Annotated in this window: 22 protein-coding genes; 11 read left to right on the top strand and 11 right to left on the bottom strand. The window is 44.4% G+C overall.

The features are described 5' to 3' along the window. Positions 1-161: 161 nt before the first annotated feature. Positions 162-977 (bottom strand): DeoR/GlpR family transcriptional regulator, encoded by an 816-nt coding sequence (locus tag BSQ33_RS14305; RefSeq protein ID WP_027694075.1) that lies wholly within the window; start codon positions 975-977, stop codon positions 162-164. 325 nt (positions 978-1,302) lie between these two features. Here BSQ33_RS14305 and BSQ33_RS14300 point away from each other — a divergent pair, with 325 nt between their 5' ends. Beyond that, complete coding sequence (locus BSQ33_RS14300; protein ID WP_088134367.1) at positions 1,303-2,100, top strand: NPP1 family protein; 798 nt, start codon at positions 1,303-1,305, stop codon at positions 2,098-2,100. Between the two features lie 132 nt (positions 2,101-2,232). Here the strand turns inward: BSQ33_RS14300 and glpT are convergent, their stop codons facing one another. After that, the gene (gene glpT, locus BSQ33_RS14295; protein WP_088134366.1) at positions 2,233-3,591 is read right to left on the bottom strand and encodes a glycerol-3-phosphate transporter; all 1,359 of its coding nucleotides are present in this window, start codon (positions 3,589-3,591) and stop codon (positions 2,233-2,235) included. A 356-nt stretch (positions 3,592-3,947) separates the two neighbouring features. Further along, on the bottom strand, positions 3,948-5,465 hold the full coding sequence (locus BSQ33_RS14285; RefSeq protein WP_088134364.1) for a pectate lyase family protein: 1,518 nt from the start codon (positions 5,463-5,465) through the stop codon (positions 3,948-3,950). 555 nt (positions 5,466-6,020) lie between these two features. Here BSQ33_RS14285 and BSQ33_RS14280 point away from each other — a divergent pair. The 6 genes from BSQ33_RS14280 to BSQ33_RS14255 all read left to right on the top strand — a co-directional run bounded on the left by BSQ33_RS14280 (position 6,021) and on the right by BSQ33_RS14255 (position 13,318). Further along, on the top strand, positions 6,021-7,694 hold the full coding sequence (locus BSQ33_RS14280; protein ID WP_021019561.1) for a rhamnogalacturonan lyase B N-terminal domain-containing protein: 1,674 nt from the start codon (positions 6,021-6,023) through the stop codon (positions 7,692-7,694). 641 nt (positions 7,695-8,335) lie between these two features. Then, a complete protein-coding gene (locus tag BSQ33_RS14275; RefSeq protein ID WP_088134363.1) occupies positions 8,336-9,376 on the top strand; it encodes a porin in 1,041 nt (346 codons plus the stop codon). A 136-nt stretch (positions 9,377-9,512) separates the two neighbouring features. Then, on the top strand, positions 9,513-10,217 hold the full coding sequence (locus BSQ33_RS14270) for a DUF2057 family protein (protein ID WP_157721400.1): 705 nt from the start codon (positions 9,513-9,515) through the stop codon (positions 10,215-10,217). A gap of 137 nt (positions 10,218-10,354) precedes the next feature. Continuing rightward, positions 10,355-10,810 carry a Zn(2+)-responsive transcriptional regulator gene (zntR, locus tag BSQ33_RS14265; protein WP_021019558.1) on the top strand — a complete coding sequence of 152 codons (456 nt, stop codon included), beginning with the start codon at positions 10,355-10,357 and terminating at the stop codon, positions 10,808-10,810. After that, entirely contained in the window at positions 10,788-11,909 is a 1,122-nt protein-coding gene (locus BSQ33_RS14260; protein ID WP_088134361.1) for an SO_0444 family Cu/Zn efflux transporter, read from the top strand. Before zntR ends, BSQ33_RS14260 begins: the two co-directional genes overlap by 23 nt. A 170-nt stretch (positions 11,910-12,079) precedes the next feature. Continuing rightward, entirely contained in the window at positions 12,080-13,318 is a 1,239-nt protein-coding gene (locus BSQ33_RS14255) for an MFS transporter (RefSeq protein ID WP_088134360.1), read from the top strand. Here the strand turns inward: BSQ33_RS14255 and BSQ33_RS14250 are convergent. Together BSQ33_RS14250 and sohB are read right to left on the bottom strand one after the other, a co-directional pair. After that, a complete protein-coding gene (locus BSQ33_RS14250; RefSeq protein WP_021019556.1) occupies positions 13,207-14,250 on the bottom strand; it encodes a GlxA family transcriptional regulator in 1,044 nt (347 codons plus the stop codon). The two genes, BSQ33_RS14255 and BSQ33_RS14250, sit on opposite strands and share 112 nt — an antisense overlap. An 85-nt stretch (positions 14,251-14,335) precedes the next feature. Continuing rightward, positions 14,336-15,397, bottom strand: coding sequence for a protease SohB (sohB, locus tag BSQ33_RS14245; RefSeq protein ID WP_027694069.1), 1,062 nt, complete (start codon positions 15,395-15,397; stop codon positions 14,336-14,338). A gap of 75 nt (positions 15,398-15,472) precedes the next feature. Here sohB and BSQ33_RS14240 point away from each other — a divergent pair, with 75 nt between their 5' ends. After that, entirely contained in the window at positions 15,473-16,216 is a 744-nt protein-coding gene (locus BSQ33_RS14240; protein ID WP_021019554.1) for a YciK family oxidoreductase, read from the top strand. A gap of 115 nt (positions 16,217-16,331) precedes the next feature. On the opposite strand, the gene BSQ33_RS14235 is transcribed toward BSQ33_RS14240, so the two are convergent. Both BSQ33_RS14235 and mlc read right to left on the bottom strand, forming a co-directional pair. Beyond that, the gene (locus tag BSQ33_RS14235) at positions 16,332-17,276 is read right to left on the bottom strand and encodes a chemotaxis protein CheV (protein WP_021019553.1); all 945 of its coding nucleotides are present in this window, start codon (positions 17,274-17,276) and stop codon (positions 16,332-16,334) included. 296 nt (positions 17,277-17,572) lie between these two features. Continuing rightward, the gene (mlc, locus tag BSQ33_RS14230; RefSeq protein ID WP_088134359.1) at positions 17,573-18,790 is read right to left on the bottom strand and encodes an ROK family protein; all 1,218 of its coding nucleotides are present in this window, start codon (positions 18,788-18,790) and stop codon (positions 17,573-17,575) included. A 261-nt stretch (positions 18,791-19,051) separates the two neighbouring features. Here mlc and pyk point away from each other — a divergent pair, with 261 nt between their 5' ends. Next, the gene (gene pyk / locus BSQ33_RS14225) at positions 19,052-20,500 is read left to right on the top strand and encodes a pyruvate kinase (protein WP_088134358.1); all 1,449 of its coding nucleotides are present in this window, start codon (positions 19,052-19,054) and stop codon (positions 20,498-20,500) included. Positions 20,501-20,541: 41 nt separating this feature from the next. Here pyk and BSQ33_RS14220 read toward each other — a convergent pair whose 3' ends face one another. Both BSQ33_RS14220 and BSQ33_RS21600 read right to left on the bottom strand, forming a co-directional pair. Beyond that, positions 20,542-21,708: a patatin-like phospholipase family protein gene (locus BSQ33_RS14220; RefSeq protein ID WP_021019550.1), complete on the bottom strand. Its 1,167-nt coding sequence runs from the start codon at positions 21,706-21,708 to the stop codon at positions 20,542-20,544. 16 nt (positions 21,709-21,724) lie between these two features. Then, positions 21,725-21,814: a YnhF family membrane protein gene (locus BSQ33_RS21600; protein WP_021019549.1), complete on the bottom strand. Its 90-nt coding sequence runs from the start codon at positions 21,812-21,814 to the stop codon at positions 21,725-21,727. A gap of 714 nt (positions 21,815-22,528) precedes the next feature. Here BSQ33_RS21600 and BSQ33_RS14215 point away from each other — a divergent pair. Beyond that, the gene (locus BSQ33_RS14215) at positions 22,529-23,989 is read left to right on the top strand and encodes a sodium-dependent transporter (RefSeq protein ID WP_021019548.1); all 1,461 of its coding nucleotides are present in this window, start codon (positions 22,529-22,531) and stop codon (positions 23,987-23,989) included. Position 23,990: 1 nt separating this feature from the next. Next, the gene (locus BSQ33_RS14210) at positions 23,991-24,089 is read left to right on the top strand and encodes a MetS family NSS transporter small subunit (protein ID WP_021019547.1); all 99 of its coding nucleotides are present in this window, start codon (positions 23,991-23,993) and stop codon (positions 24,087-24,089) included. Positions 24,090-24,215: 126 nt separating this feature from the next. Here BSQ33_RS14210 and BSQ33_RS14205 read toward each other — a convergent pair whose 3' ends face one another. Further along, the gene (locus BSQ33_RS14205; RefSeq protein ID WP_027694067.1) at positions 24,216-24,641 is read right to left on the bottom strand and encodes a hypothetical protein; all 426 of its coding nucleotides are present in this window, start codon (positions 24,639-24,641) and stop codon (positions 24,216-24,218) included. A gap of 301 nt (positions 24,642-24,942) precedes the next feature. Then, entirely contained in the window at positions 24,943-26,373 is a 1,431-nt protein-coding gene (ptsG, locus tag BSQ33_RS14200; protein WP_021019545.1) for a PTS glucose transporter subunit IIBC, read from the bottom strand. Positions 26,374-26,525: the final 152 nt, after the last annotated feature.

Below are 26,525 nucleotides of genomic sequence, written 5' to 3'. Positions count from 1 at the left end.
AAAATGAGCAAACGAACATTTACAAACATTATTGAGCGTAACTTAACTGCCGTTTAAATGCATCATTTATTTTCGAATATGTTCGTTTTGTCGATAGATCTAAAAAAACCTTCTCAAAAGAAGGTTTTTCATGAGGTCATCTGTATTGGTATTGATCCGGTTTAAGTCAACGGTGATGTGTCGGTAACCGCTTGCTCGGTTTGTTGAGATGACGTCCCCGCGACCTCTAAAGACACTTGGCTAGATTCCAGAATAGAAAGGATTTCCTGTGGCGGCTGTTTATCAGTAAACAAGGTATTAATTTGGGAGATATTACCGAGCTTGACCATCGCATTGCGACCAAATTTAGAATGATCAACCGCGAGAAATACACTCCGGCTGTTTTCAATAATCGCCTGTTTGACACGGACTTCATGGTAATCAAAGTCCAGCAACGACCCATCAAAATCGATCCCACTAATCCCGAGAATACCGAAATCTAGCCGAAACTGCTGAATGAAGTCTAACGTTGCTTCCCCGATAATCCCACCATCGCGGTTACGCACTTCACCACCAGCCAAAATGACATTAAAGTCCGGCTTTGAGAGCAGAATGCTTGCCACATTCAGGTTATTCGTCACGATACGCAACTGTTGGTGACTTCGACTCAATGCGCGCGCAACCGCTTCAGGGGTTGTCCCGATATCAATAAACAGTGTGGCATGATTCGGTATGTGCTTCACCAAGGCTTCAGCAATATGATCTTTTTCAGAATAGTTATGTGACTTACGAGTCGTATAAGAATCATTCTCTGAGCTGATTGGTACCGTCGCACCACCATGATAACGACGGATTTTATTTTCGTCAGCCAACTCATTCAAATCACGACGAATCGTTTGTGGGCTAACGTGAAAGCGTGCCACCAGTTCATCGGTACTGATGTAACCATGTTTTTTGACCAGTTCTATTATTTTCTGATGTCTCGGAATTTGCTTCACATCCGGCTCCATGTCTCATTCACTCATCACTCACTGATACAACAACGCATCGCGACACACGACCACTGCTTTTGAGGATGGCTTCATTGATTCAAAAAAATTCACTTAAACTATTTGATGCAAACTATTGTGCGGTAAATCCGGGAGAGAAAGAAGCGTCTTCTATACAAAAAGTACCATTCCATCACCGAAAAGCATCATCTGATTCGTTTTCTTGTCATCTATCAAGTTTAGACTTTGTTGGTTCAAGTAAAAACGGCTTGACGACAATAAGCACCTAATTGAATATTTGTTATCCCCCCCTATCAATGAAAGGAAGCACAATATGCCAAAATACAGACATCACTATGGTTTGATATTTTCCCTATCACTGTTAGTTTGCAACACGGCTGATGCCGATGATTTTTCTAAACTGGATCAAGCGCTGCCGGCATCTGTTGATGCCTACTCTATCGCCCCTGTGTTTGATTTCGATACCGATGGCTGCCTGCCAAGTGCCGGCATCAGCCGTACTGGTCAGCAAAATGGCGGGTTGAAACCCTCTGGCGGCTTAACCTCTGGTTGTCGGAGCAGCAGCTTTCTCAATTTATCCAATACTTATCATCGTTATGCCTGCAAGATCAATGGCTCAGATCAGTATTGTGCTCACTTCTACGCCCTATATTTTCTCAAGGACCAAATTCTCAATGGTATCCAAAGTGGTCACCGTCATGATTGGGAAAATGTGGTGATCTGGACTAAAAATGGCACCGTGACACACGGAAGTTACAGCGCCCACGGTAACCTGACCACACGGGCGGTTTCAGAGTTAGATACCAATGGCAAACATATCAAATTCGTTTATCACAAGGATGGTCTCCTGACGCATGCATTCCGATTCAGTAAGATCGGTGAGGTCGCTGAAAACCCATATGGCTATTTTGTCACACCTGATATTGTCAGTTGGTATACCATGTATGGTGATCACGTCAGTAACGACACGTTGAGAAACCAACTCAATCGTTATGACTACGGCTCAGCCAATGTACCTGTCAAAGATGGGAGCTTCCTGAGTAAATTGAATCGCGGCAAACCCGATAGTTATCCGCAATTTTCTGCTGCAGATGTTGTCCGTTCCCGTTAATCAATTTATGTTAAATCAATTTGCATAAAATTAATTCTCGCTCAATAAATGGGAGTTGAAAGAACAGATGCAACCCGGTAAACAAGCACACCGGGTTGCATTCCGATAGTTCAACTCAACCTTGTCGGCAGACTAAACCAATACCTGTTCCTGCTTGTCCCGGTGCACTTTTCTTTCACCAATAAAAGCGTAAATCAGGCAGATAATCGCAGCGATACATGCACCAACCAGAATGATAAATCCACCATTCCAGCCAAAGTGGTCAACGGTATAACCTAACACGGCATTTGCAGCGACAGCCCCCCCCAGATAACCGAACAGTCCGGTCAGTCCGGCAGCGGTTCCGGCGGCTTTCTTGGGAGCCAGTTCCAAGGCATAAAGCCCAATCAACATCACGGGGCCATAAATAAGAAAGCCAATGGCAATCAACGCCAGCATATCGATACTCGGATAACCCGCAGGATTCAACCAATACACCAGTACCGCGAGCAACACCAATACCATAAACAAAATACCGGCAGGAGCGCGACGCCCGTGAAAAACTTTATCGGAAATCCAGCCGCACAATAAGGTACCCGGTATCCCGGCCCACTCATACAAAAAATAGGCCCACGATGATTTATCAACCGTAAAATCTTTTGCTTCTTTCAGATAGACCGGGGCCCAGTCGAGTACACCGTAACGGATCAGATAGACAAAAGCATTTGCCACCGCGATTGACCATAATAGCTTGTTGTTAAAGACATATTTGAAGAAAATATCTTTCGCACTCATTTCTTTCTCATACGATTGATCATAATCCTCGGGATAATCATCTTTATACGCTTCAATAGGAGGTAAACCACATGACTGAGGCGTGTCTCTGAGCGTCACCCAGATCAAAATTGCCACCAATATTGCGAAAAATGCCGGGACATAAAATGCCGTATGCCAATCGTCATTAAATAGCCATAATCCCAGCAGAAAGATCGGGCCAATCAGTCCGCCACCAACATTATGCGCCACATTCCATACCGAAACGAGTTCACCACGCTCTTTGCGTGACCACCAGTGCACCATGGTTCTGCCACAGGCTGGCCACCCCATTCCCTGAAACCAGCCATTCAAAAACAACAGAATGAACATGGCGGTAATACTACTGGTCGCCCACGGCATGAAACCGAAACACAACATGACACAAGCAGAAAGCACTAAGCCGGCACTGAGGAAATAACGCGGGTTTGAGCGATCAGAAACACTCCCCATCAGAAACTTAGACAAGCCATAAGCAATGGAAACCGCAGCAAGTGCAACCCCCAAATCACCGCGACTGAATCCTTGCTCAATCAGAAATGGCATGGCCAGACTAAAATTTTTCCGCACCAGATAATAACCAGCGTAACCCACAAAAATGCCGATAAAAAGTTGCCAGCGTAATCGCGTGTAAACCCCGTCAATCTGCTCACGGGGAAGTGGCTCAATATGAGCCTTTGGTTTGAAAATTCCAAACATGATGACCTCAGCGATGGTGATGATATCAATGTCCTGATGAATCGTTCATCACAACAGGACAATAAAGCACGAACAAAATGTTCGTTCGAGCTCGTTGTATTTTCATATGCTCAATATTACATTTTTGTGACAGTTACAACACTGTCATTAATTTGCATATGAAAACAAGTCATTGATGTCGATGCACGCACACTCTGCAATACCGAAAGTGCGACATCACGCCTTGAGGGAGTGGTTCAGAGAAATCGGATTGATAAAATGCGTTGGTAACACCAGCTTGATAACACCAGTTCAATCACACAAAAGGGGAAGCCGTGAGCGGCTTCCCCTTTGACAGAACAGTTCTGCCGGGTCAATTAATTTTTATACACTTCAAACTCAGCAATCGCAGGCGTGCCGCTGGCTGAGTGAATCACAAAACTGATTTTATCCAGATTCGTATTCGGGAATGAGATAACACTGGGAATAGAATTTCCCGATGCCAGAGTGGCACCATCATCATGATTCACTAAAGACCAAGACGTGACTGTGCCCTGAGTACCAGACAGTTCAATGATTCGAACTGCATTAATGGTTTGGTTGAGACGTTTAACGCTAATTGTGCCGGTTGTGCCTCTTGGTGACCAGTAGGTACTGCTATCTCCGTCTGTCACGTTACCATAGCTGGTTCCGTTACCTTTAGAACTACCGTCAGCACCTGCATTTAAGGCGAGGTTTGAACCTGAAGTTGAACCACCGCCGTTATCCTGACCGCCACCATTATCGTTTCCATTTCCAGAATGATCATCTCCCGGAGCCACATGACAATGACCATCAGAAACAGCCAGGCCTTTATTTGCACCCGCGGTTGCCATCACAATCGCTGGAACACAGCTTGCCTGATCTGGCTGATATTGATAAGGAATACGAATCGAAGTGGTCGAAACCGGATTTGGCCCAGCCGGATGAACTTTGTTGCCATCATTAGACCAACGCACATTATTCCAAATATTGCCACTCACATCCCAGAATCCCATGTCATTGGTATAGAAAGTACCGAGCGGGTCTTTAGAATCTTTCACATAGTTATTTTCTGCTTTGATCTTCCCGCCAATTCTTGGGTTCATCCCTGAAGAAATTAAGCCATCATAATAATTGTTATAAGAATGTGCTGTCGCATGGCGTAACAGGGGTGTCCGTGAATTAATGTTCTCATAGTAGTTATGGTGGAAAGTGACTGGCCCGTTATTATCATCACTGTCACTTGAACCAACCAGACCGCCCCGGCCAGAATTTCTCAGAATACTGTAAGAGACGGTGACGTACTTGGTATCATTCTTCATATCAACCAACGCGTCATAGCCATCACTTTCACCACCACTCGCTTCTAGTGTGACATGATCAACCCAGACGTTTGAGACATCTTTCTCCATCCCGATAGCATCACCGCCATTCGACGTCGGAAAACCAGATTTCTTCACATTTCTGACATGCACATTGCGAATGATGATGTTGGATGAAGAACGAATATGAATCCCAAGTTCATCAAATAGCGCTCCCTGACCGACCCCGATCAAGGTGACATTGCTGATATTTTTCAGCTCAATTTTATCCGCAGCGGTGTTACAACTCGGGCCGGAAACCTTTGAAGTATTACCATGGTTAATCGTGCCTTCGACCTGAATAATGATCGGTGTATCGCTAGAAGCTCGGTTACATAACGCAGCATGAATTTGCGTACCGGTTGTAGCATGAACGACTTGTCCTCCCTCTCCGCCTGTTGTTCCGCCATTTTCAGTGTGGAAGCCATTCGCAAGTGAAGGTAACGCGACCCATGCCAGCGATGATATTACCGAAGCGACTATCGTATGCTTGAATTGTTTGTCGATCATCATGCTCTTCCTTATCTATATCTATGCCATTAAAAGTAGTGGTTATTTCCTGCCGAATATTCATGGCAGTAGCAGACCTTATCGCAAATAAATTGATTATTTTTCAATTACTTTTATTTCTGAAACTTGTTTTTTGGGTTAATATCATGCTTTATCAATCAGGCCTCTATCAATATCTTATTTTTTGATAAGCTTCAGCCAATCTAAAGCAACTAATGTATATCAAAACAATATTCCTTTTAAAATGAAACATTGTTTCTTTTTTGATCTAGGTTAAAAAATAAACATAATTTAGTAGAAATTGCTTTTGTTGAAGGAGTTCACACCACCCTATTTTTTCTCTGTTAAACTTAGGATTATCTCTATTGCTAACTACATCTTTTTTAATGACTGGCAATAAAGAATTGTATCAACTTATTTATTTGATATATCGGTAATTTATATGACTTTCAGAAAATGACTGTCTATATATTTACTCTAAAATAAAACCAGAATAATAATACCAAGAATCGGTTTAACCTATTTATTGATCACCCAACAACGTCACTAAGGAATAATATGAAAAAAATCAAATATCTATATATTATAATGTGGGTATTGTCTTCCTGTATTGCAAGCTTCAGTGCACAGGCAGCCTTCCGACTAATCACGTCTCAGGATTTTTATACCGTTGATACCAATGCTGGTGTGGTATTCAGCATACGCCGAGTCGATCGCGGTGTTAGCACGCAGTCACCCGGTGATCTTGCTTCATTAAAAATTAACGGTGTGGAATATCAGAATCAGCGAAGAGGCTCCCAAATTAATTCGGGTTTTGACTGGCTATATAACAATACATCGAATGTACAGGTTTATGCTCAAAATTATCAGAACCAGTATATAAAAATTACGGTTCAGGCTGGTAATCTTACCCATTATTATATGGCGAGAAATGGTTATCCATATATCTACATGGCAACCTATTTCTCATCCGAACCTAATATTCATGGTCATGTCCGATATATTTTAAGGCTCCACCGCAATCGCCTCCCTTACGGCCCAGAACCCTCAGATATTTCTCAAACCGTATCCACGGTTGAATCCGGTGATATTTTCGCACTCTCCAACGGAGAAACTCGCTCTAAACATTACTCGAATATGCGTCTGAAAGACTGGAGTGCCATTGGCGCAAGAGGGCCTAATGTTGGTGTCTGGATAGTGAGAGACAATCATGAAGGCGGTTCTGGCGGCCCGTTCTATCGTAGCCTTCTGAATCAGGCCACAGCCACAGATCAAGAGATTACTTATATTGTTAACTATGCTGAAGCTCAAACAGAACCATTTCGTACCGGTGTGCTAAACCACTACACGTTGGTTGTGAATAATGGTCAACAGCCACCAGCGGATAATGATATTAACCTCTCTTGGTTCTCACAAATGGGATTAAGAGGCTATGTCGCTGACTCAAACCGGGGTCGGGTTGCCGGCGTTGGCATTTCCGGACGAGACACCAACTACGAATACACCGTTGGTTTTGCTAACAACCGGGCACAATATTGGGCAACGGCAAATCCGGCCAGTGGTTACTTCAGCCGAGACAACATGTTACCGGGCACCTATACAATGACCACCTACAAAAATGAGTTGGCCGTCAATACACAAACTGTGACCGTTCGCCCCGGTCAGACGACAGTGCTCAATTCCTATCAAATCACCAATGACCCCAGCCATGACAGAGCCATCTGGCGCATTGGCGACTGGGATGGCAGCCCTCGGGAATTTCTCAATGGCGATAAATTAACCATTATGCATCCTTCGGATGTGAGAATGGCAAATTGGAATCCATCAAACTTCATCGTCGGTAACACCCCAGCCAATGCCTTTCCTGCTTACATGTGGAAGGATATCAACAATGACCACATCATTTACTTCCGCCTGAACGATGCACAACGTGCGAAAGCACACCGAGTCCGGATTGGAATTACTGTCGCCTACGCTGGTGGACGCCCTAAAATTTCGGTGAATAATTGGACATCTGCCAACCCACCACCACCCTCTCAACCCAAGACCCGAACGCTAACGGTTGGAACATATCGGGGGAACAATCTTACCTATACATTTGATGTTCCCGCTAGTGCCTGGGCCAGCGGGAGTAACTGGAATCGGTTAACTGTCACAGCAATCAGCGGCTCAGGTCTGAGTGGCTATCTGTCTGCCGGTTATAGTATCGATAGTATTGACTTACTTGATTAAGATAAAGGATTGATTTGGTAAATGCTAAACCAATAAAACATTAGCTATAAATATCGGTCTCTTTACCACAAGGGGCCGATATTGAGCGCTAGTCTGCATCCCCCACATCACGCTATGATTTACATTTTTTCCTAGCTTAGTCGCTGATTTATTTTATATTGATCGTATTTCAGAGAGATTTTTTTACATTTTGTTTAGATTTTAAACACCACTTAATTTGAACTAAATCACAAAAATAAAAATTCAACATACATTTTCAATAAAACAAAATCACATAAGTTTATAAAACCAATTTTAAACCACAAAAATAGCATCAAAAACTACATATACATTAAATTAACAAATTTATATCAATGTATGATTCGAAAATACAACATAAATAATTTTGTCATCACAACATCATTACTCTGTAAAAATACCAACCCACCCTACCTTATTTAATAATAAACTATTGTTTTTTAATAAATAAATACAAATAAGAAATCAAGAGCTATCCCACTTGACACATATATTTACCTCTTGCAATCTGATTCTCGCAATTATTGACTGATATCACTAATCGTAGATACACATAATAAGCAGAAATACAGGGAGCCAGGAAAGGGCTTCTAGTTTTTAAATAAAAAAGGTAATGGACTATTATGAAAAAAACGCTCATAGCGCTCGCAGTGCTTTCAGCTGCAAATGTGGTTAATGCTGCTGAAATTCTCAAAACAGACTCCGCATCGGTAGACTTTTACGGCCAACTCCGCGAAGAATTGAAACAAGTGGATTGGGGTGGGAAAAGTGATGATACACACACCACTCTCTCTTCAGGCTCATCTCGGGCCGGTGTCAATTCTATCTACACCATCAATGATGATCTTGACGTGCTGGCAACCGTTGAATTTGGCATCGGTCAAAGCAACAGTGGTGACAGCCGTAAACATTACCTCGGTTTTGCTTCCAAGGAATGGGGCACCGTCACCGTTGGTAAACAGAGTATTCTGACTGATGATGTCTGGGGGGTTGAAAACGACTGGATTGGTTTAGGTTATAGCGTGCTTCCTGAAATGGACGACTATGATATGAACTGGCTTCAGGATGCGATGATCAAGTATACGCTCGAAGGTTCAGCTGGCTGGTTTAAAGCGGCTTATTCATACAAAAACGGTAATGATGACCCAACCACAGCGGAAATTTTTGCCGGAACCACATTCGGTAATATCGAGCTATACGGTGGTGTCGGTTATCAGGAAGATAAAACCACATCCACAAAAAACAAAGATATTACTATCACCTCTGGTGGCGTAAGCCACACGGTTGAAGAAAAAATCACCACCGTCAAAAGTAAAGAGCTGAAACATGGCATGCTGACCGTCAATTATGTCGGTGATGGCTGGAATTTGGGAACCACTTACTGGCATGCAGAAGTGGACGACAATGTGAAAAACACCAAACTCACTTCAGATTCTGTTGCAGTGGCCGGGTCTTATAGCTTCACAGAAAAGCTATCACTATACGGTGGTTATGAATTCATTAAAGACCTTCAGGAAGAAGGGAATGACTTTAATGGCGTGTATTCTGGTTTACTGTATAAATACGCGAGTTGGACCAAAGTCTATGCTGAAACCGGATTTAATGATTCTGATAAAATCGGCAATGACAGCTATTGGGGCGTCGGTGTCCGTATCTACTGGTAATTCATAATACGCATGGTCACAGTCGTCTGCCTTCGGCTGTGACCTGATTGATTAACATCTTCTTTTTGTATAAACCTGCCTTTATCCCTACAATCGATATCGTCCGTTCATGACCTGTTTGACTCAAGGAATAAAAATGAAAATCGCATTGCCATTACTCTTCACGCTGTCACTGGGTATCGTTCCATGTACAGTCACAGCCAAAACCATTTTACAGATTCCAGATAACGTTGATGTATTTGCTATCAATGCGCAACCGCCAGAGAAAGCAAGTGGCTTGTTCCCTTCAAATAAAGAAGAGTTAGACAACGGGATCAACCAAATCGTATTCAAATACTCCCCTGCGTTTGAAATTGGTAAAGATATTCAACATGCTTATAGTCAGGTGATTATTGCCAAATTTAAAGCATCAGATACTCAGCTACATTTCAAACTGCCGTCTTATCGCAGCCTGACCCAAGCCCGGCAAAAAATCGACCATATGCAATGGGCACTCGTTGATGAACAGGGCAATAATGTGGTTATTGCAGAAGATACTTTACAGAAAAATGGTATTCAGGTCGGTCGTGATTATGTGCAAGAAGCCCAGAATTACAATGCGGGCTCAGGAATCGCAGCCATTCATGTCAGCGCAGTCTCTGATATGCAGGATACGGTCGCCACATCGTCACAATCTGCGAAGCCCGCCAAAAAAAATGTACCAGCGACTCAAGTCATGACTACCTCACAACCGCTGACATCAGCAACCTCCCCCAACCTCTCTCAGCTGAAACACTGGTATCAAAAATCAACCGCCCAAGAACGAAAAGCGTTCCGTAAATGGATTATCGATCAGGAATGATACACGCCATTTCTTGTCATAACATCGCACGTCAGAGCGCATCATCACAACCAAACAGATAAAATTTTAAAAAATACTTGACCCTGTACTCAGCTACAGGGTTTAAACTCGTTCTATGTTATCCGAATGAAGAGAGCATGGATATGAGAACACTCAAACGGGGTGAGCTGGCAAAAAAGGTCGGTGTCTCTCCTGAAACCATTCGCTATTACGAACAGCAAGGTCTGTTGCAGGCTAACAGAGATGACAACGGATACCGACGTTTTGATCCTATCTGTATTGATCGACTTAAATTCATTCAACGGGCCCAGCGTGTTGGGTTAAGTTTGAAAGAAATCGGTGAATTGTTGGCACTGGAGATTGCCCGAGGCGAACATACCTGTGAGGAAGTTAAAGCGATTACGCAGGCAAAACAGCAAGAAATCCAACAGAAAATCGATGAACTACAGCATATGTATAATGCTCTAACAGTGCTCAACAATCGCTGCTGTGGCGGCTCTCATTCTGCGGAGCATTGCACCATTCTGACCGCACTAGCAGATACCGAATCATCACTAGAGGAGCGCTCTCATGAACACCATAGCACACATTAGTCAGGCTTTTGTCGATCTATGGCTGGATGCAGCATTCTGGCTCCTGCTCGGGCTGATGATCGCCGGGCTCCTGCATACATTTATCAAAAGTGACAAGTTGGGTCATCACTTAAAAGGGCACGGATTCTGGCCTGTCATTAAAGCTGCTATTCTAGGCATTCCCCTCCCCTTATGTTCATGTGGGGTGATTCCCGCAGCCGTCGGGCTCCGTCGTGCCGGGGCGTCGAAAGGGGCGACCACTGCTTTTCTGATCTCAACACCGGAGACTGGCGTTGACTCAATCGCAATCTCTTATGCATTACTTGGCCCATTTATGACCATTATCCGCCCCATTGCGGCGGTCTGTTCATCGATTGCTGCCGCAATGTTAGTTTTGTCAGGCGAAAAATCCACGTCCCAGCCAGAAACGCCTCCCGAACAACAATCAACCGCCTGCGGTTCTCAAGGCGCTGGTCATTGTTGCTGTCATAGCCAGCAAGCGCGCGCTCCCGATTCTCAAGCACACCCAGACTCACTTTGGCGCAGAATCTGGCAAGGTCAGGTTTATGCGTTTACTGAATTGTTAGGCGATCTCTCCCTCTGGCTGTTAGCCGGACTCATGATTTCTGCCTGTGTCGTTGCTCTGGTCCCTTACGATGCATTGGCCGAAGTCAGCCGAGGAGGCTGGGCGATGGTCATCATGGCTTTGATTGGTGTCCCCATGTACATCTGTGCTTCCGCCTCTACTCCCTTAGCCGCAGGTCTGTTAATGGCTGGTGTTTCCCCCGGAGCGGTGCTGGTCTTTTTACTGGCAGGCCCTGCAACAAACGTGGCGACATTAGGCATTGTACGTCGTGAAATGGGCTGGCACGCCCTCGGCAGTTACTTGCTTGGTGTGATTGGGGTTGCCATCGGATTTGGCTATCTAACGAATGCGTTAGTCGATCTCTGGCATATCGATATCCAAAGTGAATTAGGGAGTAGTAACAGTCTCATGCCGTTTTGGTTAGCCGGACTATCAGCACTGTTCCTGATGCTGTTGGTTGGCAATGACCTCCTGACGCGAGTCTACCACCGTCTGTTCAGAAAAACGCCGATCCACAGCCACAGCCACCACTAAAGGTATGCATGATTTATTGCACCGCTGGGTCTGAATCACCCAGCGGTTTTCGTTCTAAGTACGCAAATGTGATCATGATATGGCGTATTTTCAACGGTTTTCTCCTGACAGATATTCAATAATGATGATATGACCATCGTATTGGACGATTTGGCAAAGGAGTTTGCATCTTGACTTTCACCCGCTCTCAACTTCAGCTCATGATTGTGGCTGGCCTTTGTATTACCTTTCTGGCATCAGCGATCAAAAGTAGCTATCAGATCTATTTTCTGCCGTTAACAGAATACCTCTCGATAAGTCGAGGGGAACTCTCTGTCGTGGGGGCGCTGTTTGGACTGTCTGTTGGTGGAATGTCACCCCTTGTCGGATGGATCTGTGACCGATATGGCGCACTGCTGACCATCTTAAGTGGTGCACTCATGACATCGGTGGTCTTCTTATTACTGACGGCGACCCAAAATTACGCTGTTTTTTTAGTGCTTTACGGCATCATGTCAGCCTACGCTTTAACTGCAATGACCTATATTCCGCTAGGGATATTCATTGATCAAATGTTCAGTCAACAGCACAAAGGGATGGCCTTTGCTGCGATTTCAAACGGTACCGCAATCGGGTTTATTTTACTTTCTCCGGTGCTCGTCTGGTTAAGCGGCTTTCTGTCATGGCCAATGCTCTGCACCGGTATTGGATTGGTTTTTCTTGGTTGCGTAGTCCCCGTCATTATCCTGCTCCGCCGCCAACTCCCCCAAACATCCTCATCTCAACAACAGCGCTTCGGTCAGGTAAAACCACGGCAAGTGCTCCAAAATATATACACACCGACTTTCATCTGTCTGGCGGTCTCTTTTGCCGGGTGCGGTGCATCGATGGGCTTTATCGATGTCCATCTTGTCCCCTTGATTCAACAACAGTTCGCCACATTCTCGACTTATCAGGAAGTCACGGCCTCAACCCTGAGCGTACTCGGAATCGCAGAGTTATGTGGCGCATTCATTGTGGGTTGGCGGCTCAGACGTTCATCACCCATAACCTTGTTAATCCAGCTCTATCTGCTGCGTGGCGGTTCACTGTTACTCATCTATGATACGCAATCAAAATTCGCCTATCTGCTCTTCGCCATTGTATTTGGGTTAACCTATATGGGAACCGTGATCATTACTTCATTAATGTGTTTGAACTACTTCGGAGCACAATTGAAGGGACGCTTGTTTGGCTTATTGTTCACCGCCCACCAGATCAGTGTATTTGTGACGGTTTCAGCCGGGGGATTGCTCTATGATACCTTCCATCACTACCGTTATCTTATCTTACTGCTCGTCTTGTTATGTGGCATCTCTGCTTTTGCCGCGAGTCTTTTGTCCCGCGATGATTCTGAACATGGCGTTGACGACAAGTGTGAAGAAGCATGACTGGGTAATGAAGCGAATCGTTTTTTCCATAAAGTACGAAACGAAGCCGGACTTGGAAAACCAGATAGGTAAGCCGCCTGTTCAACGCCCATGCCATTGTCGATTAAGACCTTGGCTTCTTGCAGACGAGTTTCGGCAATGTAATCACGCAATGTGGCTTCAGTATGCGTTTTAAATGTCCGTTGCAGATGGCGTTGTGATACTCGGAAATGCTGACATAAATCGCTAACCGTTAAAGGTTGCCGATAATTGTCCAGAATGTAATCCTGAACGGCATGAATCAATGGACTGATATGGTTACGGTGCTTAAAATGCACCGAAATTTGTGGATCATGCGCCATTCTGCGCCGATGAACAACCAGTTCTCTCGCAACATCTACCGCAGTTTTGACGGAAGTCAGTCGCTCAATCAGATATAGCGTCGTATCAATTCCCGCGGTCACACCCGCACTGGTGATCAAGTTGTCGTCGTGAACAAAAATGCGATCAACCAATACTTGTGTTCCGGGAAACTGGTTTGCCAGCACTTGAACGAGATCATGATGAGTCGTGACTTCTTTTCCTTGGGTAAGCCCTGCTTTCGCAAGTAGGAAAGTGCCCGAACAGACCCCAACGACATAAGTATCAGGTTGAATCGCTTGTTTCAGCCAGTCGATACTTTGCTGCGCGATAGCATCGGTATAGATATCTTGCGTATATTTGGAACCACACACAAAAATAACAGCACGTTCGGGAAGCTGCTCCGGTGGGGAAGCGATATGAGCCAATGCAAGCCCCTGATGACTGACCATCTGCTCGGAAAAACCAATGAAGTGCGTCTCAAACTGCTCGGTCAACTGGTTGGCCTTATTGATCGCCTGAACCGGGCCGGCAAGATCCAGTAAATGGATTTGCGAGTTGATCAAGAAATAAATCTGATACGGACTTGCCATATTTACCTCAACTTCGCTGACCCTATCCACATGGTGATGTTATCGGAATAAATGTGCCCCATACAGACGATGGGACACAATAGGGTTAAACGATCGGACGTTGTCCCCGACTCATCAATTTGAGTAAAACACGGTCTGCGGCTTCGCCAGCCATTCCCGGTATTTTTTCGGTCAATTTTTTCTTTTGCACATAATGGACAGATAACACCTTTTTCTGCTGACAGGCTTCAGTCACCAGATCATCCGATGTACGAATATCATCGATCAACCCTAAATCTTTCGCTTGTGTACCAAACCAGTGCTCACCTGTTGATACTTTATCGACATCAAGTGATGCACGGTGCTCGCGGATAAAGTGCTTAAACAGCACATGCGTTTCTTCCAGTTCCTGTTTGAATTTATCGCGCGCTTTGTCGGTATTCTCACCAAACATCGTTAAGGTGCGTTTAAATTCACCGGCGGTCAGTTGCTCAAATTCAATATTATTCTTTTTCAATAGCTTATTGAAATTCGGTAACTGGGCGATAACACCAATTGATCCCACAATCGCGAAAGGTGCGGCAACCAGTTTGTCCGCAATACATGCCATCATGTATCCACCACTCGCTGCCACTTTATCGACAGCAATGGTGAGGGGTAATCCCGCCGATTTCAGACGATCAAGCTGTGAAGCGGCCAGACCGTACCCATGAACCATGCCACCACCGGATTCAAGCCGTAGCAAAACTTCATCACCGGATTGCGCCACCGCCAGAATGGCTGAGACTTCTTCACGAAGCGAGGTCACCTCTTTTGCATCAATACTCCCGTGGAAATCAAGCACAAATAGGTGTGGTTCTCGATGAGCTTCAAGCCCCCCTTCTTTCGCTGCTTTTTTGATCTCTTTCTCAGCAGATTTATGCTCGGCTTTCTCTTTTTTCTTCTCCGCTTTATCACGCGCTTTCAGATAGGCGTCATCATGCAGGTAAGATTCTAAATGATGTGTTGTCTGTTTATATTTTTCTGTCAGATCGATAACTTCCAACTCACCTTTAGCTCCGTGGCTCTTCGCACTGACTGATTTGACAATCACAAGTATGACGACAAGCGCGACAACTAACGTCGCAATCTTGGCCAGAAACAGGCCGTAATCCAATAAAAAATCCAATGTTCTCATCCTCTCCTTTACGAATTAGTGTATTGTAACCATCTTAAACAACAAAGCATAACAAAAGGAGGCTAGATGAATTATTCTGTTGCACCAAACACACTAAAAAACCGTGTGATTTTGGTTACTGGTGCCGGAGACGGTATTGGCAAACAGGCTGCAATTAGTTTTGCTCAACATGGCGCAACGGTTATTTTACTGGGCCGTACGGTAAAAAAACTGGAACAGACCTATGATGAGATTGTTGCGCTCGAACTACCGGAGCCAACGATCGTATCTATAGATTTACAAGAGGCGACACAGCAGGACTATGGTGAATTGATGCAGACGATTGAGCACCAATTCGGTCGTCTGGACGGCGTTCTGCATAACGCGGGGTTACTGGGCGATCGTTGCTCGATTGAACAAATCGAACTGGCGACTTATGACACAGTCATGCAAGTAAATGTCCGTGCTCAGCTCATGATGACTCAGGCACTATTACCGCTATTACGTCAATCAGATGATGCACGACTTGTGTTTACAAGTTCAACGGTCGGACATCAAGGGCGCGCTCATTGGGGCACCTATTCAATCTCAAAATTTGCCACGGAAGGGATGATGCAGATTCTGGCGGATGAACTCCGTGAGACCAATATTCGTGTCAATGCAATCAATCCGGGCGGTACTCGCACCGGCATGCGTGCACAAGCATTTCCATCTGAAAATCCGGATACCTTGAAAACACCAGAAGATATTATGCCGCTGTATCTTTATCTGATGGCGCCCGAAGGCCGGGAAGTTCATGGCGAATGCCTCGCCGCGCAGTCGAAAGATTAACGGCTCTTTCAGATGTGCCATTGTGTTTTAACATCGGCACAAATTCGAGATGTTCAATACGAAACCGGGCCATCTCATCGATGACCCGGTATTTTAAAAATGCTTAACCGACAGATCAGGGTAAAATTTCACGTAATCGGTCTTGTGCAACCTGAACTAACATATCCGGCTGAAACTTTGATATAAACCGGTCACATCCAACTTTTTTCACCATCGCTTCGTTAAAACTACCACTTAATGATGTATTTAAGGTGATATGCAGATCTTTCATTCGCTCATCGTTACGAATTTCATAGGTGAGTTTGTAACCATCCATTTCCGGCATCTCTGCATCCGTGATCATGAACAGAATCTCTTGGCTGACATTCTTGCCGTCATCGCACCATTTTCGCAACAGGTTATATGCTTCTAATCCATCCCGACATTCGATGATCTCTAACCCCAACTGAGACAAGGTGCCTTTGATTTGATTTCTGGCTGTTGCCGAGTCATCAACAATCAACACCTTACGCCCCACCATTTCTGGCATGAGGTTCTCATCCAGAACTTCCGCAGAAATCGACACATCATAATGTACGATTTCGGCCAGTACCTTCTCGACATCGATAATTTCAACGATATGAGCTTGGTCCTGTTCTTTCACCTGTGTGATTGCCGTCAGGTAATTAGCCCTTCCCGCGGTTCGTGGCGGAGGCTGAATCTCTGTCCAGGCGGTATTAATAATATTGCGCACTTGCCCGACTAAAAAACCCTGAACAGACCGATTATATTCCGTAATAATTAAGTTCTGTTCTTCTGACTCTATTTGAGAGGCAGGAAAACCAATCGCCCTTCTCAAGTCGATAACAGGAACCGGTTCTCCGCGCAAAGAAGCGACACCCGTAATGTGGGGATGTGCTCCGGGCATTTTGGTTAACACCGGAACTTTGATCACTTCTTTGACTTTAAACACATTAATCGCAAAAATCTGTCGACTGTTCAATCTGAAAAGGAGCAGTTCAAGGCGATTTTCTCCGACGAGATTCGTGCGCTGGTCAACCGTATTTAAAACACCTGACATACGAGATTCCACCAATTAAAAACTGTTAATAGTATATACCTAAACGCTTTCGGGTGCTGTGTAATACACTTTAGTACCCAGTACTTTGTATTGATTGACACGAAACATCTGACTTTCCGTATCTGTATATGCAAACCATCGCCAATTAACAGAGTGATCTGACAGGTCGAGAAAGTCATCAAAATGCCTGATTATAACTGTGAAACATATTAAGCGATAAAGCTAGGAGAATACATCAGAAAATAGACAACGGTGGGGAAACTCGCAGTGATCTTACCTCTGACCTGTTACTTCACTTAACGATCAACAATAGTCATCAATAATGAACCATCGTATAAAGCTTGCTTGATGAGCGCAGCTCCGGGCATCGTTGACTGTTTATAAAACCGTGATTCCATGATTTTGACCTGCTCCCGGTAAGCAGGGTTACATTGGCTTTCGATATACTTAAGCATCGGAGGATAGACAATCGCTTTAGCCTGATTAATGACACCACCGATGAGCACCTTCTCCGGATTAAACATATTAATGACGATAGCAATGGCCTGACCGAGGTGTCTGCCCAGTCGATCCATAATATCACACGATAATGGATCCCCTTGAGCGGCTGCGATACAAATATCCTCAATTGAAATTTCCGTCAGACGACTCAACGACGATTGTTCGCCGTTCGCAATTCTTGACATGGCTTGCTCACGTAAAGCCTTTGAACTCGTCACTGTTTCCAGACAACCACGATTCCCACAATCGCAAAGTAAACCTTGCGGATCAATCTGGATATGTCCCAAATCACCGATGTTGCCATGTTTGCCCTGCAATACGCGTCCATTCACAATCACACCCGCATTCAAACCATTGTGAATGGAAATTAATACAGAGTTATCGTCATCCTGAGAGTGGCCGAACAGCTTTTCGGCCAGTGCCCATGCCCGAGTATCATTCGCAATGAAGACCGGTAACCCCGTCACCTGATAAATCTCAGCCCCCAGCGCAAGGTGATTCACATGATAATGAGGCATTTGCAGAACAACCCCATTCTCTGCATCGACCAATCCTGGGAGTGTCACTGCAATCGCGGTCACACGCTCAAGTTGCTGAGTGTAGGTCAGAAAAAATTCTTCGATCTCGTGAAACAATCGGGCCAGTAAATCATCCTGATCCACTTCATGAATATCAATTTTGGTATCGATCAGCACATCACCACTTAATTCATGTAGTGCTATTGTCAGATAGCCCCGCCCCAGACGAATCGAGAGAAATTGCCATCCTTCATTTCTGGTTTGCAGGCCAACCGCAGGACGGCCACGACTAATTGCTTCTTGAACAGTTGTTTCATGGATAAGATGAGCATCAATGAGCTCACGCGTGATCTTGGTGATACTCGCCGGAGCAAGCTCACTCTCTTTAGACAGATCAATACGTGAAATAGGACCTTTTTGATCAATCAATTTGTAAACACGACCAGCATTAATTTGCTTGATGTGGTCAATATGGCCGGGCTGAGCCGTATACATGATGTGCTCCAGAAATCAACAACCTGCTAATTTTTTTACTTTGCAAAGTAATTGTGAAGCGATTTGGTATGTGACCGTGACAAGCATCACGTACGATCAATCAAGTTTGTGTTGAGAGTCAAATGTTCACTCATCCGAAGCATTCTAAATTTACGATGATTTTTACAAAAATGTTAAATTTTTATTCATTCCGCCAGCGCTTTGAGCGTTCTCACGTATACTTACATGGCTCACTCTATGATTCTCAGTCAGGAGCAAATCATGCAAAAAAAAATCCAACGAAGAACGAAAATCGTAACAACTCTTGGTCCTTCAACTGATCATGGTAATAACCTTGAAGCTCTGATCAATGCGGGCGCCAATGTTGTTCGTCTGAACTTTTCGCACGGAACCGCAGACGATCATCGCCTTCGAGCAAGAAAAGTCCGTGAGATTGCGGCCAGACTTGGGCATCACGTGGCCATACTGGGAGATCTTCAAGGGCCAAAGATTCGTGTGTCTACTTTTACTCATGGGAAGATCACACTGAATGTCGGCGATCGATTTACACTAGATGCTGATATGCCCCCCGGTGCGGGTCATCAAGACGCTGTCGGAATTGATTACAAAAACCTCCCCAACGATGTTCAATGCAACGATATTCTTTTGTTAGATGACGGACGGGTTCAACTGCAAGTCATCATGGTTGAAGGACACAAAATTCATACGACCGTCACGGTCGGTGGACCACTCTCCAACAATAAAGGTATCAACCGTCAGGGTGGTGGTCTTTCCGCTCAGGCGCTCACCGAAAAAGACAAACAAGATATTCTGCTGGCAGCCGAGCTTGATGTGGAGTACCTGGCTGTTTCGTTTCCCAGAAATGGTCAAGACATACAGTATGCACGAAGTCTGGCTCGGGATGCCGGGTTAGAAGCCAAGATTGTCGCCAAAGTAGAACGCGCAGAAACAGTCTCAAACCAAACCAATATTGACGATATCATCATGGCATCTGACGTGATTATGGTCGCACGGGGAGACTTAGGCGTTGAAATCGGTGATCCGGCATTAGTCGGAGTACAGAAGAAACTCATTTACCGAGCAAAAGCGCTGAATCGCGTTGTGATTACCGCCACCCAGATGATGGAGTCAATGATTGAGAACCCGATGCCAACCCGGGCAGAAGTAATGGATGTCGCCAATGCTGTCATCGATGGCACTGATGCAGTGATGTTATCCGGAGAAACGGCAGCAGGGAAATATCCTGTCGAAACGGTAAAAGCGATGGCCGAGGTCTGTATTGGTGCAGAAAGTGTGATGGAAGTGAAAACTCAGAGCTATCGCCTAGAAAGCACATTCGTCACGGCAGAAGAAACCGTCGCCATGTCGACGATTTATGCTGCCAACCATATGGATGGCATCCAAGCGATTGTGACGATGACTGAGTCAGGCAGAACAGCATTAATGACTTCGCGCCTGAATTCAGAACTTCCCATCTTTGCCCTGTCAAATAATGAAAAAGCGTTAAACCGTTGTGCGCTGTATCGCGGGGTGATTCCTTGGTATTTCGATAGCCACCAAGAATCAGCCTATGAAATTGCGCTCGAAGCCCTTTCCGGTCTCAAAGAGAAAAAGCAACTGGCATTTGGTGATATCGTGATTATCACTCAGGGTGATGTGATGGGCGTCGAAGGGACGACAAACTGTATGCGGGTTTTGCCTGTCTTTTAGATTCTTCTTTCATTTGCAGATAATTGAGCCCCATAGGGCTGCTATGATTCCAGCAGCCCTGATTTTGAGGCTTTCAATGACTGACCGCTCAATGCCCGGGCATTATCCCAACTTCGTATAAAGTTGTAGCCCGCTTGTAATCCTTGCTCATAGTCCCATAGTAAATCGCTTTTCCTACTCAGCAACGTGTTGGAGCGAAGTGGCTGTTCCGGTGCAATCTGAATCACGAACACATCATCTGGCGGACGTTTTAAGAATTCAAGGGTTAAAGCATATGTCTGGTAATGAACCATCAACATATCCGTCAGACGTGTATCCATAGAACCACCAATTAAATGACTCATTCGATACAGTTGTTCCGAACCAAATAACCAACGCCCGCCATTCAACATTTCTTCCTGAGGAACCAGCGACATTTTCTGACGTAAATAATTACGCCAGTCTTGACGCCACTGTGTGACTTTCTGCTGCCATTGATTTTGCAGGTAGCTAAACGACTGGTGCAACCAAGCCTCACTCGGTTTCGGGGGTAACTCCGCAGACTGTAATCCTGCTTTGTTATTGGTGACAGATTCAGTCCGAATCACAGCGATAAAACGGGCTCCCTGCCGCCATGCTTCCTGAACAGGAATCGATGCTGAAATTCCGCCGTCAACGTAGGATTCACCATTGATATTGATTGGATGGTGGCATAGTGTCGGGATGGCACAGGAAGCCAACAGTACCTCTTTCCAGTTTGGCTGAACCATGGGTAAGTAATGATCGATTAACGTCTCTGAACTGGTGACTGCCGCATATGCCTTTCTTTCTCCTAAGACCTGACGCCCCATATCCAAATCGAGCCGATACGGATAATCAACGATCCGCTCAAGTGCCCACGACAAATCGACGTACTGCTTTTTCCTGATGTAAGCAAACAGATTAAAAAATGAAGAGTCTGTGGTTAAGTCGGTAATAAACGCTTTACCAAGCCCATGCTGACGGCAGAGAAATGCACAAAGGTTTAATGCGCCGGCAGATGTACCGTAATAGACATCAAACGGGTCAAAATTGGACAGATTAAATGCATCCAGAACACCGGCAGTAAAAATGCCCCGCTGACCGCCACCTTGAGCAACCAAAGCATTTTTCCCACCAATGAACCGAGACAAGCGGTCACAATCATCAATGACCTGCTGTTCAGAAATTACACCAACGTTTTTTCCCATAGGCGGCTGTTGTAATTTAGTTAGCAATGGCAATCAAACCAGAACCAATTAATACCGCAAAAATAATGCCTGTAATGACAACAGCATATTTCAGATCGACGTCCATACACACCTCCAGTATCTCGGGTTATCAGACCCTATTCATGAAAAGAAGAAAGATCATGCTAGTTATGGCACCAGCATCTATATCTATCTAATAAGATGGCAATTACTGTCAATTATTTAATCATACTTATGAAAAGGATATCACAAATATGACTCGAATAAATCTATCCCCTTGACACCAGACGCTCCCATAAATCCGGCTTGGACATAATGACATAACAATCAACACGACTAAGAATTTGCGGTGCAAACGAGTAATACACTAGTTCTTGAGTAGAAAGCAGACAGAGCGACAATGATATTGATAAGGATTAAAAAACCACATAAAACACCAAAAACAGACATACTTATCACTTAAATACAAAATAAATAATACCATCACCTATATATGACTTAAAAAACAAAATATAAAACCACAACATAAAATATTCATTATGTTTACAATCTATTGCCTTTCTATTTATAAATCTGTAATCTCGATAGCGTTGTACAGGTGAACATCTCACATGTCGCACACACACATCACAATACACAGAACAATATTCTGAGATATCACTTAGAAATAAAAATATAATTCTAAATATTAGTGATTATAAGTAACAAAAATAAGTTAAGGGGATCATTCACCTTTCCTATATTTTAACTAACTATAATCTAATAATTAATGATCGATGCAAGTTCATCACTCAGAAAAGCATTACCAAAGGAGTATCAAATGAAGCGAGAACAATGGGGATCTCGTGCCGGTTTTATCTTAGCTGCGGTCGGATCCGCTATTGGTTTAGGTAATATCTGGCGCTTTCCGTATATGGCTTATGAAAATGGAGGTGGCGCATTTTTTATCCCTTACCTTTTCGCCATGCTCACAGCCGGCATCCCCTTCATGATTCTAGAATTCAGTATGGGGCAGAAACACCGCGGTTCCGCACCGAAGACAATTTCCCAGATTCATTCAAAATTTGAGTGGCTTGGTTGGTTCCAGGTCGGCGTTGCTGCTGTCATCGGTGTTTATTATGTAGCCGTAATCGGCTGGGCTATCTCCTATTTTGGTCTTTCGTTCACCCAAGGTTGGGGAACAGAAACCAATACTTTCTTCTTCAGCAATTATCTAGGACTTGGTGAAAATACGCCAACAAACTTAGGTGGTATCCGCTGGAACATTGCCTTGACTGTTGCACTCGCTTGGGGGATTACCTACATAGCGATTATTAACGGTGTGAAATCAGGGATTGAGCGCGCATCTAAAATTATGATGCCGATTCTATTCATTATGGTACTGGTCTTGATTGGGCGTATGTGCATGCTCCCCGGCGCATTAGATGGCATCAATTATATGTTCAAACCAGACTTCAGTAAGATATGGGACGTTAAAGTTTGGGCAGCCGCATACGGTCAAATATTCTTTACCCTGAGTATCGGCTTTGCCATTATGCTGGCTTACTCCAGTTACTTACCGGAAAAATCAGATATCACAAACAATGCATTTATGACGGTATTGATTAACTGCGGATTTTCGATTCTTGCAGGTATCATGATTTTTTCCGTGTTAGGCTATATGGCCCAAGAGCAAGGAAAAGAGCTCACGGATGTCGTTTCATCTGGGGTTGGACTTGCATTCGTTACTCTCCCTGCTGCAATCAATTTATTGCCAGCACCCTATATTTTCGGCCCATTACTGTTTTTTGCACTCGTTGTTGCCGGTTTAAGCTCTCATATATCGATTATGGAAGCCGTCACATCAGCTATCATTGATAAAACCAAATGGCGTCGTAACAAGGCCGCAAGTATTGTCATCGGGACAGGCTTTATTGTGTCAATGGCTTTCGTCACTGATGGCGGTATCTTACTGCTCGATCTGGTCGATCACTTTGCAAACAATATCGGCATCATGACTGGCTGCTTTGTCGAGATTGTGATGATGACTTGGTTATTCAAAGTATCTGATATCCGTAAGTATGCAAATGCTAAATCTGACTTTTCTATTGGTGCCTGGTTTGATATTTGTCTGCGCTTTATTACGCCGGTCATATTGGCGACGATTCTGGCGACGAAACTTCACACATTATTGACGGAAGGTTATGGCGGCTACGATCTCACTATCGGTTGGGTTCTGATTCTTGCTCTGCTCGTTGTCGGTATTTTAATTAACCTGAAAAGTCGTCCTCAGGAGGGATAATATGGATATCAGCGCAATCATTATGATGGTTATTGGTCTCGGTATTACATGGGGTGGTGCATTCATCTGTATGAAGAAAGCAATGCGTCAGTCTGACTAAGTTTCAATAACAACGCACAAATGATTAAGGCCGATAGACGAACATCTATCGGCCTTTTTGATGATTCACGCTGAGAACACAGTGGCACTCACCCAGCGATTTCGATGTCTGACAACATTCGATGCTCTAGAATTGATAACTTACACCGGCTGCGGCACCAAGCTGAAGCTCGACATCATCATGTAAATCAAGCTCTGGATGAACCTGTCCATAAACATGAATGCGATTTTTATAGGTCCAGTCCACTCCGAGAGGCAACCTGACACCAAAATCGTTATCGTCATCCCCCCACTCAGTCCATCCACCAGCACCTACATACCAATCAACAGGTATATTCGGCTGTTCAAATTGTCCTTTTTTAAACAAATAGTCAGCACTCATACCATCGTTACCTGCGGAGATACGATATTGATCATTCAACTCCAATACAGCACTCAATCCCTGATCGATACCAATCCCGACAGCAACTTGGGGAGATGATGTGGCTGATGATGCAGCATAAGCAAATGATGACAACGTCAGGGCACCGATAGCAATAGTCATTATTCTCATCACACGACTCTCTTATCAACATGTATAAATCAGAGTTACTTTACTCACTGAAGAGTCATTAATGTCATGAATGAGTCAACGTAAAACAAAGATATTCATAGAATTCAATTTATTGTCTCTGTGGGAATATCTCCAGCATGAAAGAAATAATATCACCGGGTATACGAAGATGTCGTCGGCTACTTTAATCTTCAGGCTCTGGATAGAAACCAGTGATCACACGCTTACAGTTCACTGAAATTCACCATTAAAAAAGGGAGCCGAAGCTCCCTTTAGTAACAGAATGAAATACATCAAGCCATTAGTTATGGCCGCGCATCCACTCGTCCATTTCTGTTCTTAATACATCAGAACGAGTACCGAAGATAGCCTGAACACCACCTTTCACAACGACAACACCAGCAGCACCCAGTGATTTCAGTTTATCTTGGTCAACAGCATCAGTATTATCAACTGAAACACGTAAACGAGTGATACATGCATCCAAGTTTGTGATATTCGCTTTGCCACCAAATGCAGCAACAAGAGCAGACGCCATTTCCGAATCACCAGTCACCACGTCATCTACCGTATCGTCTTCACGACCAGGTGTTTTGATATCCAGAGTGCGGATAACAACAGTGAATACAACATAGTAAATCACTGCATAAACAAGGCCTACGCCGACAAGCAGAAGCATTTTCTGTGCATGTGCTGATTGCACGACAAAGTCAATGAAACCATTAGAGAATGTATGGCCGTGAACTATACCCAAATAGTTAGTGATGACATATGCCAAACCAGCCAGAAGCGCATGAATACCATACAGTAGTGGTGAAACGAACAAGAATGAGAACTCGATTGGTTCAGTAATACCTGTCAGGAATGAAGTCAATGCAGCAGATGCCATGATACCCATGATTTTTGCACGGTTTTCAGGTTTCGCACAACGCGCAATTGCAAAAGCAGCAGCAGGTAGACCAAACATTTTAAACAAATAACCACCAGCAAGCTGACCAAACCCATTACCCGCTGCACGAGAAGCATCATCAGCAGTCAAGAAACAAGTCATGATACCGTGAACCACTTGACCTGCATTGTTTGTACATGTGCCTGCTTCATAGAAGAATGGTACGTTCCAGATGTGGTGCAAACCAAAAGGAATAAGAGAACGTTCAACTACGCCGTAGATACCAAATGCCAATACTGGGTTTTGTTGCGCTGCCCAGTCAGAGAACGCTGCAATGGCAGAGCCAACTGGAGGCCAGATAAACGATAGTACCACACCTAGGATAATCGATAGGAAACCGGTGATAATTGGCACAGCACGCTTACCGGCAAAGAAACCTAGATAATCTGGTAATTGAATCTTGAAGAAACGGTTAAATGCCCATGCGGCAAGGGCCCCCGACAGGATACCACCAAGAACCCCTGTATTGATGGATTCTACACCCATCACAGTTGCCATGACTTTCAATGTCGCAACCATGATACCGTAACCAACGATCGCAGAAAGTCCAGACACCCCGTCATTGTTTGTAAAACCTAATGAAACACCGACAGCAAACAACAACGCCATCTGTCCGAATACCGAACCACCAGCCTGCTCCATCAGATGAGAGATGACTTCTGGTAACCAACTAAAATTAGCGGCACCAACACCAAGTAATATACCTGCAACCGGCAACACTGATACGGGTAGCATCAGTGATTTACCAACTTTTTGCAGTTCCGCAAAAAGGTTCTTAGACATATTTTATGCTCCTGAGTAAGTTATTAGAATTTAATTAAACGAGAACTTCATGGCCACCCCCGTCGCCATTCCCCAAGTTCTCGTGGAAAGTTAATCACATAGGCATTATATTTTCCGGCTCTAAATATATATTGACGTCTCTCAAACTTTCC

Origin of the sequence: Vibrio gazogenes (genome assembly GCF_002196515.1) — a bacterium.
GTDB lineage: Bacteria > Pseudomonadota > Gammaproteobacteria > Enterobacterales > Vibrionaceae > Vibrio > Vibrio gazogenes_A.
Note: the sequence above shows the minus strand (reverse complement) of the source record. Positions and strands in the feature narration are given on the sequence as shown.

Excerpts from the sequence above, each read along its gene's own strand:
- BSQ33_RS14300 (WP_088134367.1), top strand. The coding sequence starts at position 1,303 with ATGCCAAAATACAGACATCACTATGGTTTGATATTTTCCCTATCACTG.
- glpT (WP_088134366.1), bottom strand. The coding sequence starts at position 3,591 with ATGTTTGGAATTTTCAAACCAAAGGCTCATATTGAGCCACTTCCCCGT.
- BSQ33_RS14285 (WP_088134364.1), bottom strand. The coding sequence starts at position 5,465 with ATGATGATCGACAAACAATTCAAGCATACGATAGTCGCTTCGGTAATA.
- BSQ33_RS14280 (WP_021019561.1), top strand. The coding sequence starts at position 6,021 with ATGAAAAAAATCAAATATCTATATATTATAATGTGGGTATTGTCTTCC.
- BSQ33_RS14275 (WP_088134363.1), top strand. The coding sequence starts at position 8,336 with ATGAAAAAAACGCTCATAGCGCTCGCAGTGCTTTCAGCTGCAAATGTG.
- BSQ33_RS14270 (WP_157721400.1), top strand. The coding sequence starts at position 9,513 with ATGAAAATCGCATTGCCATTACTCTTCACGCTGTCACTGGGTATCGTT.
- zntR (WP_021019558.1), top strand. The coding sequence starts at position 10,355 with ATGGATATGAGAACACTCAAACGGGGTGAGCTGGCAAAAAAGGTCGGT.
- BSQ33_RS14260 (WP_088134361.1), top strand. The coding sequence starts at position 10,788 with ATGAACACCATAGCACACATTAGTCAGGCTTTTGTCGATCTATGGCTG.
- BSQ33_RS14250 (WP_021019556.1), bottom strand. The coding sequence starts at position 14,250 with ATGGCAAGTCCGTATCAGATTTATTTCTTGATCAACTCGCAAATCCAT.
- BSQ33_RS14240 (WP_021019554.1), top strand. The coding sequence starts at position 15,473 with ATGAATTATTCTGTTGCACCAAACACACTAAAAAACCGTGTGATTTTG.
- BSQ33_RS14235 (WP_021019553.1), bottom strand. The coding sequence starts at position 17,276 with ATGTCAGGTGTTTTAAATACGGTTGACCAGCGCACGAATCTCGTCGGA.
- mlc (WP_088134359.1), bottom strand. The coding sequence starts at position 18,790 with ATGTATACGGCTCAGCCCGGCCATATTGACCACATCAAGCAAATTAAT.
- pyk (WP_088134358.1), top strand. The coding sequence starts at position 19,052 with ATGCAAAAAAAAATCCAACGAAGAACGAAAATCGTAACAACTCTTGGT.
- BSQ33_RS14220 (WP_021019550.1), bottom strand. The coding sequence starts at position 21,708 with ATGGGAAAAAACGTTGGTGTAATTTCTGAACAGCAGGTCATTGATGAT.
- BSQ33_RS21600 (WP_021019549.1), bottom strand. The coding sequence starts at position 21,814 with ATGGACGTCGATCTGAAATATGCTGTTGTCATTACAGGCATTATTTTT.
- BSQ33_RS14215 (WP_021019548.1), top strand. The coding sequence starts at position 22,529 with ATGAAGCGAGAACAATGGGGATCTCGTGCCGGTTTTATCTTAGCTGCG.
- BSQ33_RS14210 (WP_021019547.1), top strand. The coding sequence starts at position 23,991 with ATGGATATCAGCGCAATCATTATGATGGTTATTGGTCTCGGTATTACA.
- BSQ33_RS14205 (WP_027694067.1), bottom strand. The coding sequence starts at position 24,641 with ATGAGAATAATGACTATTGCTATCGGTGCCCTGACGTTGTCATCATTT.
- ptsG (WP_021019545.1), bottom strand. The coding sequence starts at position 26,373 with ATGTCTAAGAACCTTTTTGCGGAACTGCAAAAAGTTGGTAAATCACTG.